Origin of the sequence: Methanosphaera cuniculi, assembly GCF_003149675.1 — an archaeon.
Taxonomy (GTDB): domain Archaea; phylum Methanobacteriota; class Methanobacteria; order Methanobacteriales; family Methanobacteriaceae; genus Methanosphaera; species Methanosphaera cuniculi.
On sequence record NZ_LWMS01000023.1, the window covers coordinates 1 to 12,795 of the forward strand.

Annotated in this window: 7 protein-coding genes; 5 read left to right on the forward strand and 2 right to left on the reverse strand. The window is 26.9% G+C overall.

Translation table 11 applies throughout. From position 1 onward, the window contains the following. Window positions 1–282: 282 nt before the first annotated feature. The 5 genes from MSCUN_RS04470 to MSCUN_RS04490 all read left to right on the forward strand — a co-directional run bounded on the left by MSCUN_RS04470 (window position 283) and on the right by MSCUN_RS04490 (window position 10,148). Window positions 283–2,457, forward strand: coding sequence for an Ig-like domain repeat protein (locus tag MSCUN_RS04470; protein ID WP_109582990.1), 2,175 nt, complete (start codon window positions 283–285; stop codon window positions 2,455–2,457). Window positions 2,458–2,822: 365 nt separating this feature from the next. Beyond that, window positions 2,823–4,529 carry a right-handed parallel beta-helix repeat-containing protein gene (locus MSCUN_RS04475; protein ID WP_109582992.1) on the forward strand — a complete coding sequence of 569 codons (1,707 nt, stop codon included), beginning with the start codon at window positions 2,823–2,825 and terminating at the stop codon, window positions 4,527–4,529. A gap of 353 nt (window positions 4,530–4,882) precedes the next feature. After that, window positions 4,883–8,185, forward strand: a complete 3,303-nt coding sequence (locus tag MSCUN_RS08200) for a beta strand repeat-containing protein (protein WP_146192109.1) — start codon at window positions 4,883–4,885, stop codon at window positions 8,183–8,185. 191 nt (window positions 8,186–8,376) lie between these two features. Then, window positions 8,377–9,678, forward strand: coding sequence for a phenylacetate--CoA ligase family protein (locus MSCUN_RS04485; protein ID WP_095609009.1), 1,302 nt, complete (start codon window positions 8,377–8,379; stop codon window positions 9,676–9,678). Between the two features lie 29 nt (window positions 9,679–9,707). Continuing rightward, on the forward strand, window positions 9,708–10,148 hold the full coding sequence (locus MSCUN_RS04490; RefSeq protein ID WP_180738353.1) for an acetolactate synthase: 441 nt from the start codon (window positions 9,708–9,710) through the stop codon (window positions 10,146–10,148). A 66-nt stretch (window positions 10,149–10,214) separates the two neighbouring features. Here MSCUN_RS04490 and MSCUN_RS04495 read toward each other — a convergent pair whose 3' ends face one another. Both MSCUN_RS04495 and iorA read right to left on the reverse strand, forming a co-directional pair. Continuing rightward, the gene (locus tag MSCUN_RS04495; RefSeq protein WP_095609008.1) at window positions 10,215–10,802 is read right to left on the reverse strand and encodes an indolepyruvate oxidoreductase subunit beta; all 588 of its coding nucleotides are present in this window, start codon (window positions 10,800–10,802) and stop codon (window positions 10,215–10,217) included. Next, entirely contained in the window at window positions 10,802–12,670 is a 1,869-nt protein-coding gene (gene iorA / locus MSCUN_RS04500) for an indolepyruvate ferredoxin oxidoreductase subunit alpha (protein ID WP_095609007.1), read from the reverse strand. The genes MSCUN_RS04495 and iorA overlap by 1 nt, the downstream gene beginning before the upstream one ends. Window positions 12,671–12,795 lie beyond the last annotated feature (125 nt).

Sequence of the window (12,795 nt, forward strand, 5' to 3'; positions counted from 1 at the left end):
TAAGGGACAGTTAATATATTATAATATTTATTTTAAAATTTACATTTTTTTAAAGTTTATTTTAAATAATTAACAATTAAATGTTATTTGATTTTACAAACCTTTATAAGTAATAAAAAAGATAAGAAAACAGTAAGTTTAATTTTTAGTTAAAAAACTAAAATTTAAAATACTAAAATAAAGCACGAAAATGTAAAATTAACTATTAATCCAAATTATAGTTTAATATAAGGAGGTATTATAATTAAGAAATACATTATAATAGGTATCCTATTTACAACAATGTGTTTAATAGGATGCATATCAGCTACTAATGATACAGGCGTTGATAATTACAAATCAATACCAACTACTAGTGATATTCAGCAACAAGATATAACACCTACTACAAACACTCAAAATGAGATACAAACCACAAATAAAGCAGTAGAATCTAATAAAGATCCAGTAGCTAGCAATGTAAACGAAAATATTAATATAAAAATGGATGTAAATACTCAAACAACAAACACGAACAATACACTAAAATCAAATGCCAAAAAAACAGCTGATTCTAAAACTGTAAAACAAGCAGCACAAAAAGACACTACAAAAGTCAAAGTAACAGACATAACATCATACCCGGGAAAAACAGTACAACTAAAAGCACAAATTACAAGCAGTAAAACTGTAAATTCAGGAACCGTTCTATTTAAGATTAATGGAATAACATATGGACAAACAAGTGTTTCAAATGGAATAGCTACAATGAATTATCATATATCTTCATCATTTAAAAATCCGACATATACCATAACAGCTATATATCAAGGAAATGATAAGTTTTCAGAATCAAGAGCAAATGGAACATTACATCTTAATAATGTAACAAAAACATCAGTAAAAGTTACAAGTATAACATCATATCCAGGAAAAACAGTACAACTAAAAGCACAGATAAACTCTAATAAAGCTGTAAATACAGGAAAAGTTGCATTTAAGATAAATGGAAAAACTATTGGAACTACAAATGTTAAAAATAGTATAGCAACAATAAAATATACTATTCCATCATCATTTAAAAATCCAACATATACCATAACAGCAGTATATGGACAATATGGAGAATTTAAAGAATCAAAAGCAAGTGGAACATTACATCTTAATAATGTAACAAAAACATCAGTTAAAATTACAAGTATAACATCATATCCGGGAGAAACAATAGAACTAAAAGCACAGATAAACTGTGGAAAAACTGTAAATACAGGAAAAGTTGCATTTAAGATAAATGGAAAAACTATTGGAACTACAAATGTTAAAAATAGTGTAGCAACAATAAAATATGCTATTCCATCATCATTTAAAAATTCAAAATATATCCTAACAGCAGTATATGGACAATATGGAGAATTTAAAGAAGCAAGAGCAAATGGAACATTACATCTTAATAATGTAACAAAAACATCAGTAAAAGTTACAAGTATAACATCATATCCAGGAAAAACAGTACAACTAAAAGCACAGATAAACTCTAATAAAGCTGTAAATACAGGAAAAGTTGCATTTAAGATAAATGGAAAAACTATTGGAACTACAAATGTTAAAAATAGTATAGCAACAATAAAATATACTATTCCATCATCATTTAAAAATCCAACATATACCATAACAGCAGTATATGGACAATATGGAGAATTTAAAGAATCAAAAGCAAGTGGAACATTACATCTTAATAATGTAACAAAAACATCAGTTAAAATTACAAGTATAACATCATATCCGGGAGAAACAATAGAACTAAAAGCACAGATAAACTGTGGAAAAACTGTAAATACAGGAAAAGTTGCATTTAAGATAAATGGAAAAACTATTGGAACTACAAATGTTAAAAATAGTGTAGCAACAATAAAATATGCTATTCCATCATCATTTAAAAATTCAAAATATATCCTAACAGCAGTATATGGACAATATGGAGAATTTAAAGAAGCAAGAGCAAATGGAACATTATATCTTGAATCCAGCCAATACAAAGAATATCTTACAGCAACAAAAAGATGTGATGCACATAGTTCATACTTCAAATCAATAGTAAATAGTGTAACATCAAAAATCAGCGGAACATATAATAAAGCTGTAGCATTATTTAACTATGCAAATAATAGACTAAGATACAGTAGTTACTATAATACTAGATATGGATCAACACAAACATGTAAACAAGCATTTGGAAACTGTTGTGATATGGCACATGTTGTAATAGCATTAATGCGTACAGCAGGAATACCAGCAAGATACAATCATGCAACATGTTACTTTAACAGTGGACTTGTAACAGGACACGTATGGGCTGAAGTATATGTAAATGGTAAATGGTATAAATGTGATACAACATCAGCAAAAAACTCTTTTGGAGTAATTAGAAACTGGTATAAATGTGGAACTATTAAAAAATATAAAGCATTACCATTCTAAATATAATTCCAATTTTTATTTTTCTTTCCCCCACTTTTTTTTATTTTATTTAAAACATGAAGTTTATATTTTTTTAAATATATTGTATATGAAAATATTAATTTATATAAATACTTGAATCATCTTCTTTTTCTTTTAAATCTAATTTAATTGTTTTATTAGTCTTTTTTTTAATTTTATTATTTTGATATCTAACTTAAGCCATTAAAAAACGTTTTAATTCATATTAATTTAAATAAAAATTTATTAATTAAAAAATTCATAAAAATTAAATGAAAATTTTTATTTAATTAAAAAAATAATAATTTAATTTTAAAGTAAAATTTAATTAATAAATGAATAAAATTTTTGGAGACTCTAATGCTATGAAATACAAAAATTCTAAATTTTTATTAATAGGATTACTTGTACTTTCAATAATAATAAGCATAAGTGCAATCAACGCAACAGATGATAACACAAGCACAAACATGATAAAACAGCATGACGACATATTCACAATAAATACACAAACAAATAAAGATACAATAACACAACAACAAAACAATATTAAAAGTACAAAAAAAGTAGAAAATAAAAATAATAAAGAAGCAAAAATAAGTAATTCAAAAGAAAATATAACAAAAACAACAAAAAAAGCAACACACACAGTAAATAACTACCAAGAATTATACAATAAAATAGAAGAAATAAAAACAAGTTCAGATAATACAACAATAAACCTAAATCCTGGAAATTATACAATAACAACACAAATCACATGGGGAAGTACAGATCAACAAGCTAAAACCATGACAATAAATGGAAATGGACAAACAATTGATGGAGAAAATATAAAACAATTTATAATAGTAGAAAATGGATACACATTAAATCTACAAAATATAATAATCAAACAATGTTTTACAACAGCATTAGGTGCTGGAATCTACAATAAAGGTAATACCAGTATTATAAATTCAACCTTCACAGAAAATAATGAAACTATAGGAGGGGGGGGGGTAATTTATAATACTGAAACAGGTATTCTTAATATTACAAACTCAACTTTCAGTGGAAATACTGCAACAAGATATTCTGTAATAGAAAATGATGGTGGTTTAACTAACATTACCAATTCAACTTTCACACAAAACGATGTGTATGCTAAGAATACAGAGTACATAAGTGGTGGAATAATAAAAAATGATAATAATGGAACTATAAACATTATAAATTCAAACTTTACAGGAAACAATATAACTAATGATACATCATATCTTGATCCTGCTACAGTAATAAAAAATAATAACGGTACTATAAATATTACAAATTCAATCTTCAACAAAAACAACATAGAACAAGAGGCAAGATTAATATATAGTAGAGAATCAAGTATTACTAATATATTAAATTCAAATTTCACACAAAATAATGTTACTAATATCTATAGTTTAATAAGCTCTACTGGTAATTTTAGTTTAATAAATTCTAACTTTATAGAAAATAATGGACGAATAATAGATAGTGATTATAATGGTAATACTAGTATTATTAATTCAACTTTCACCAAAAATTATGAGGGATATGTAATTCAGAATTACCGCAATAATTTAAGTATTATGAATTCAACTTTCACAGAAAATAATGCAAGTGGTAATTTAATAATTAATAATGCCGGTTCTGTTAATATTGTAAATTCAAACTTCACAAAAAACAATGCAGAATCAACCGATACAGATGGATTAATATATAATTATAAAGAAGGTACTCTTAATATTACAAATTCAACTTTCATAGAAAACAATGCAAATAGTGGAGGAGTATTATATAACCATTATAATGGTATTACTACTATTATAAATTCTACATTTAATAAAAATAATGCAACAAAAGGTGGAGTAATAACTAATAATTTCTATGCTAATATTAGTATTATTAATTCAACTTTCAATGAAAATAATGCAACAAAAGGTGGAGTAATAAATAACGAAATTTATGATACTGTAAGTGGTACAGTTAATATCACAAATCAAACTTCACAAAAAATAATGCAAGTACTGCAGGAGTTATATATAATAATGGAAATGTAAGTATTACAAATTCAATCTTTACACAAAACAATGCAAGTATTGGAGGAGTAATATATAGTAATGATACTGTTAATATTATAAATTCAACATTCACACAAAATAGTGGAAGCTCAATAATAGAAAATTATATTAATAATTTAAGTATCATAAATTCAACATTTTATCAAAATAACGGAACTAATAATGGAGTAATAGACAATAATGGTAATATAATCATTGAAAATTCAAATTTCACAGAAAATGAAGCTAGTGCGGGTGGATTAATTTATAATAAAGGTAATATAAGCATTGAAAATTCAAATTTCACACAAAATAATGAAACTGGTGAAGGAATAATATTTAACAATTGTAATATGAGTTTTACAAATTCAAACTTTAATCAAAATTATGGAAATATAATATTTAATGATGGTAATCTTAGTTTTACAAACTTAGATTTTATTGAAACTCAGGGAAAAGTAATAAGTTATAATAATGGTAATATTACTCTTACAAATTCAGATATAATAGGAAGTAATGCAACTTATGGTGGAATAATATCAAATAGTGGAAACATTACTTTTACAAATTCAGATATAATAGAAAATAATGCAAGTTCTGGTGGAATAATAGATAATAGTGGAAACATTACTTTTACAAATTCAAATATAATAGGAAATAATGCAAGTTCTGGTGAAATAATATCAAATAGTGGAAACATTACTTTTACAAATTTAAATATAACAAGAAATAATGCAGATTATGGTATAATATATACTAGTTATGGTAATATTAATTTTATAAATTCAAATATAACAGAAAATTTTGCAAATGATGATTTAATAACTAATAGTTATGGTAATTTTAGTATACTAAATTCAACTTTAACTAATAATAATGCAGAAAATTGGTTAATATATAATTATAAGACTGGTATTCTTAATATCATAGATTCAAACCTGACACAAAATAATGCAACTTATGGTGGAGTAATACATAATGAAGCTGATGGTAATGTTAATATTACAAATTCAAACTTCATACAAAATAATGCAACTTATGGTGGAGTAATAGATAATGAATTTGATGGTTATGTTAATATTACAAATTCAAATTTCATACAAAATAATGCAACTTATGGTGGAGTAATATATAATAACGAAACTGGTGATATTAATATTACAAATTCAAACTTCACACAAAACAATGCAACTACTGGAGGAGCAATATATAATAAAGGAAATCTAATAATGGATCATTTAATTTTAACTGATAATTTTGATTCAAATAATATTGTAATTTATTCAATAACAAATTTCACATTATCAAATTCAATTATTATAAACAATATGGGAAAAATTAATACTAAAGTTAACAACACATTCATATCACCTATTATAAATGAAAATTTAGATTCTAATGAAAATATCAATTTCAACATAGAAAATAAAACATACACTACAACAAAAGATACAGAAAATCATGTTAAAACAATACAAAGTGTAGATAATCCAGGTAAATTACCAGTAACAATAGAATACCCAAGTTATGCTGAAAACAATACAATAAAACTAATTTATAATGTTATGATGAGTATACAAAATATAACACTACCAACACAAACAATCCCATCATTTACAAACACAACTATTGAAACAACATTAAAAGATATAGATGGTAATTTATTAGAAGGTGAAATACCAGCTACAATTAGAATCAATAATAAGACATACACTACAACAATAAAAGATGGAATACTAAACACAACAATACCAACAGAAACATTAGAACCTGGAGAATACACAACAATAATAGAAATACCAGAAACAGAAAAATATGTGAATGGAACAATAACCCAGAATATAATAATAACAAAACGAAGTATACAACAAACAACAATACCAGAAAACACAATACCAGTATTCACAGACACAGAAATAGATACAACACTAACAGACACAAATAACACACAACTAAAAGGAGAAATAAACGCAACAATAACAGTAAATGGCGAAGAAAAACCAATAACAATAACAAATGGAGTAATAAAAACAACACTAACAACAAACACATTAAACGCTGGAGAATACACAATAACAATAAACATACCAGAAAGCACAAACTATAACTCAGCAACAATAACACAAAAAATAACAATAACAAAACAAAACATACAACAAACAACAATACCAGAAAACACAATACCAGTATTTACAGACACAGAAATAGATACAACACTAACAGATACAAATAATACACAACTAAAAGGAGAAATAAACGCAACAATAACAGTAAATGGCGAAGAAAAAACAGTAACAATAGTAAATGGTGTAATAAAAACAACACTAACAACAAGTACATTAAATGCAGGAAAATACACAATAACAATAAACATACCAGAAAGTACAAACTACAATGCAAAAACAATAACACAAAATCTAACAATATTAAAACGTGATATACAACAAACAACATTATCAAATAGTAGTATAACCACATATAACAATAAAACAATTAATATAGTAGTAAATGATACTTTATATGATACTTTGAAAGGTGAAATATTATCAACAATTAAACTTAATGATAAGAACATAACTACAACCATAATAAAAGATGGAATAGTAAATGTTGTAATTCCTACAGATTCATTATCTGCTGGAGAATATATAATAACAATAGAAATACCAGAAACACAAAATTATAATAATGGAATAATAACACAAAAATTAACAATAAATAAAAGAGACATACAAAATATAACATTACCAGACAGCACTATTTTAACCTTAACAAATGGTACAATATTCCTCATAATAAAGGATACACAAGGAGATACAGTAAAAGAAAATATGAGATTTACTGTGAAAATTAATGGAGCAACACAATTACATTCAAGAACCAATAAGGAAATACTAAATGTAACATTACCAACTGATAAATTTAGAAATCCTACATACCAGATGACAATAATTATAGGAAATAATAACTTCTATAATCAAGGAATTATAACACAGACAATAAACATGCAAAAAAGAAATGTTAATATTTCAATGCAAACAAACACACCTCAAACATTTAAAAACATTGAATTAAATATAACTGTAACAGAAAATAATATTCCTTTAAATGATGGATTTTTAATATTTAAAATTAATGAAACAATGAAAAACTCAAATGGTGAACAAATTAGAGAAAATGTAATAAATGGAAAAGCACAATTAAAATATACACTACCATCAACAATTGGAGCAGGAAAATATAATATAAGTGTATATTATATAAATCCATATTATAATAAACAAATGTGTATAGAAAACTTAACAATTATACAAAGTAATATTGAAAATAAAACACTTGATAATATTCAAGTAATTAAGGGAACAAATACAACTATAACAATTATAGTAAATGATACAGATGGAAATCAAATTCAAGGAAAAACATCAATATGTATTAAATTCAATAAAAAAACACTTATACACACAAATATAACAAATGGAATAATAAATGTAACATTACCAACAGATAACTTTAGAAATCCAACATATCAAATAACAATAGTACTAGGAAAAAATAGTCTATATAATAGATCAGAATTTAATGGAACAATAATAGTACAACCACAAGAAGATATAAGAACAAAAAATGGAATAAACATGACAATAACACCATAAGTTTACATGAAAAAAACAATGATGTTTAACCAAACTCACTTCTCCTCCTTTATTTTATTTTTTTTTAAATATTATAATTATTTTTATGATAATAAATTAATTTAAGTACCTTTTATAAAATATATATTAATAAACTTAACAAATTTTTAATATAAATTTTTTTAATCAAATATAAATGAGGAAAATATACTATGATATGGGATAAAGATATTGAATGCTTAACACATGAAGAAATGCAAGAACTACAATTAAAACGATTGCAAGATGTGGTTACCCGAGCATTTAATGAAGTACCATACTACCATGAAAGATACTCACAAGCTGAAGTATATCCTGAAGATATACAAACACTTGATGATATCGAAAAATTACCCTTTACAACAAAAACAGATCTAAGAGCATCCTATCCCTTTGGACTTTTTGCAGTACCACAAAAAGAAATAGTGGAAATACACACATCAAGTGGAACAACAGGAAAACCAACAGTATCAGGATATACTAAAGAAGACTTAGATATATGGGGAGAGGTAGTAGCACGAGGACTAACCATGATGGGAGTAGGTGAAAATGACATCATACAAAACACACATGGATATGGATTATTTACCGGAGGATTTGGAGTACATTATGGTGGACAAAAAATAGGTGCAACAGTAATACCAATATCCACAGGACAAACACTAAGACAAATTGAACTTATGCAAGATTTCAATACATCAATGTTAATATTCACACCATCATATGGATTACACCTAGCTGAAGTTATGAAAGAAAAAGGAGTAGATCCAAAAGATTTAAATCTAAAAGTAATAGGATTTGGATCAGAGGCATGGACTGATGAAATGCGTGAAAAAATCGAAGAAAAATTCGGTGTACCAGCATATAACATCTATGGATTAACAGAAGTAATTGGACCTGGAGTTGCTATGGAATGTCCAGAACAAAATGGACTACACATCTATGAAGATCACTTCTATCCTGAAATAATAGATCCAAAAACACACAAACAATTACCTGAAGGTAAAAATGGAGAATTAGTACTTACAGCACTTACTCGTGTAGGTATGCCACTAATTAGATTTAGAACTAAAGATATTACAAACATACGCCATGAAACATGTGGCTGTGGTAGAACACTTGTAAAAATGGATAAAATAAGTGGAAGAACAGATGACATGCTTAAAATTAAAGGTGTAAGTGTATTCCCATCACAAATTGAAAAAGCATTACTATCAATTAAAGGTGTAGAACCACACTATCAAATTATTTTAACACGACCTGATATACTTGATGAAATAGAAATAAAAGTTGAAGCATCACCTGAAATATTCTTTGATAATGTAAAAGAATTAATAGGAATACGAGATAAATTAGCTCAAGCAATACATGATGAAATAGGACTACGTGTAAATGTAACACTAGTTGAACCTAAAACAATTGATCGTGTTGAATCTGGTAAAGCAAAACGTGTAATAGATAATAGAGGAAAATAATAATATTTTTTTACAGGGTGGAATAAAGAATGAATGATATATATGTAGATCAACTATCAATCTTTCTTGAAAATAAGGAAGGACGAATACTTAACATTCTTGATATTATAGAAGAATTAGATGTTAATATTAGAGCATTATCACTTGCTGATACATCAGAGTTTGGAATATTAAGACTTATTGTAACAGAACCAGCACGTGTAAAAGATGAACTTGAAAATAAAGGATTTATCGTAAAAATAACTAAGGTTATTGCTGTAAGTATAACTGATGAACCTGGAGGTCTTAATCAAGTTTTACGTCTTCTTGATGAAAATAAGATTAATCTTGAATATCTTTATGCTTTTATTGAACAGAAAACTTATAATGCTATTGTAATATTAAAATTAGAAGATATGGAAAAAGCATTAAAAGTATTAAAAGAAGGAAATGCTAATATCATAGATTCATCAGAACTCTATGCAATATAAACACCTTTTTTTTAACCTTCTTTTTTCTTGGAAATTAAACTCTTTTTTTTTGATTAAATAAACTACTTATTTTTTACAGCTTTCATATCCCATCTTAAATGCTTCATAGTTTACATCTATTGATTTTGGTGGTAGATTTTCTTTCATTGTATCTTTAATATCATTAATTTCTAGAGGAAAGCTTTCAACAGCACATGCTCCACCTAGCATTGCCATGTTCATTGAAAGAGGATGTCCTGCACGAGTTGCTATTTTATTTGCATCCATACTATATACAACATCCATTTTTGATGTAAGCTCTTCGAGTATTTCATCAATATCTGGGTAATCTAGGTCTTGTTGATTTATTGTTGATGGATATATTGGTGCTGTATTTACAACACATACTGTGTGTCTATTTGTTTTTTCAAGTGCTCTTAATGCTTCTACAGGTTCAAATGCAAGGAGTATATCTGCTGTTCCATCTTGTATTATTGGACTTTTATCATCACCTATTTTAAGTTCTGTTGATACTACTCCTCCACGTTGTGACATTCCATGAATCTCACTCATAACTACATTATAGTCTTCTTTTATTGCAGTTTCTCCTATTACGATGGATGTTTTTATAATTCCTTGTCCACCTATTCCACAAATATAAATATTATATGCCATTATTGGTTCACTTCCTCTTTTTTAATTGCACTTACAGGACATACATCAATACATACTCCACATTTTATACATGTTTGATCTATGCTTATTTTATCATCAACTAATGTTATACTTGGACATGCTAGTTTATCTATACATTTATTACAGTGAATACATTCATCTTGATCTACTTGTATTATGTAGTTTCGACTTCGTATTTCTGTTTTATTTATTAAATTACATGGATATTTTGCTATAATTACTGATACTCCATCATATTCTAATGCATCTTTGTAGATTTGTATCATTTCATTTACATTTAATGGATTTATTGTTTCAACAAATTCTATTCCTATTGATTTTACAAGATCTTCTATTGATATTGCTGGTGCTTCATCACCCATTCCATCAATTGGTATACCTGGGTTAGTTTGACCTCCAGTCATAGCTGTTATTCTGTTATCTAGTATTACAAGTGTAAATTTCATCTTGTTATGTACTGCATTTATAAGTGGTGGTATTCCAGCATGGAAAAATGTTGAATCTCCAATAAAGCTTATTATTGGCTGATTTTCTGTTGCTTTACTAAATCCACAGCTTGCACCTACACTTGCTCCCATTGACATAAGGAAGTTTGCCATGTTATATGGTGGTGCAATTCCAAGAGTATAACATCCTATATCTGATGGATGTATACTTTCAACATCAAGATTAAGTGAATCTATTGCTTGGCGTGCTGCATAAAATGATGCTCTATGTGGACATCCTGCACATAGTGTTGCAGGTCTATTTGGTAGTGGTATTAGTGTTGGTGTATTTGCTTCACGTTTTAGTACTTCAAAGAGGCCTAGGTTTTCAAATGCATTTATTATTATATCAGGTGTGTATTCAAATATTTCAGGTAGTGTACCATCACGTTTTCCATGAATATTTGTATTTATATGATATTTTCCTGCTATTGCTTGTGTTTCTATTTCATGTATTGGATCTACTTCTTCAACTACGAGTACTTCTTTGTTATTTTCTAAAAATTCACGGACAAGATCTTCTGGATATGGATGTGTAAATCCTAGTTTTAGAATATTTACATTAAGATCATATTTATTTACTATGTCTGCAACGTAGTTGTATGCTCCTCCTGATGTTATTATTCCAACATTAGCATCATTATCAATTATCTGATTTAGTGGACTTGTGTTTGATACTTTTCGTATTTCTGCAATTTTACCGACTAATTCTTCATGCATTTTTCGTGCAATTTCTGGTACTGGTACATGAAGTCCTATGTTTTCATATTCACCATGTGTTTTTGTATTTTTATTATATTCTCCAGTTTCTACTACAGCTCTCATGTGTGATACACGTGTTGTTGTTCTTATTATTACTGGTATGTCAAATTTGTCTGATATTTCATAGGCATATTGTATGTAGTCTTTTATTTCTTGTGGATTTGATGGTTCAAATAAAGGTATGTTTGCTTGACGTGCAAAGTGTCTTGTGTCTTGTTCGTTTTGTGATGAGAATGTTGATGGATCATCAGCTACAAGTATTAGCATACTTCCCTCAACTCCCATATATGCTGCAGTCATTAGTGAATCTGCTGCTACATTTACTCCCACATGTTTCATGAATGAAAATGTTCTTAGTCCTGAACATGCTGCTGCAGCTGCTACTTCTATTGCTACTTTTTCATTTGATGAGAATTCAAAGTATATATTTGCATCCTTTGCTATGTTAAATAATATATCACCAATTTCTGATGATGGTGTTCCAGGATATGTTGCAGCAAGTGATACTCCTGATTCTAGTACACCTCGTACTGCTGCTTCATTTCCTAGCATGAATCTTTTCTGGTCAGATTCTTGATCTAGTATTTCTTTTATATTCATGATTTTCGCTTTCCCTTTTTAAAATTTTTTTTTTGAATTTTATAAAATGTAAAAAAATAAAAAAGTCTTAAATATATTTTAATATAATTAATAATTACAATTTATTTGATAAATCATTTAATACA

Excerpts from the sequence above, each read along its gene's own strand:
- MSCUN_RS04485 (WP_095609009.1), top strand. The coding sequence starts at position 8,377 with ATGATATGGGATAAAGATATTGAATGCTTAACACATGAAGAAATGCAA.
- iorA (WP_095609007.1), bottom strand. The coding sequence starts at position 12,670 with ATGAATATAAAAGAAATACTAGATCAAGAATCTGACCAGAAAAGATTC.
- MSCUN_RS08200 (WP_146192109.1), top strand. The coding sequence starts at position 4,883 with ATGAGTTTTACAAATTCAAACTTTAATCAAAATTATGGAAATATAATA.
- MSCUN_RS04475 (WP_109582992.1), top strand. The coding sequence starts at position 2,823 with ATGAAATACAAAAATTCTAAATTTTTATTAATAGGATTACTTGTACTT.
- MSCUN_RS04490 (WP_180738353.1), top strand. The coding sequence starts at position 9,708 with ATGAATGATATATATGTAGATCAACTATCAATCTTTCTTGAAAATAAG.
- MSCUN_RS04495 (WP_095609008.1), bottom strand. The coding sequence starts at position 10,802 with ATGGCATATAATATTTATATTTGTGGAATAGGTGGACAAGGAATTATA.
- MSCUN_RS04470 (WP_109582990.1), top strand. The coding sequence starts at position 283 with ATGTGTTTAATAGGATGCATATCAGCTACTAATGATACAGGCGTTGAT.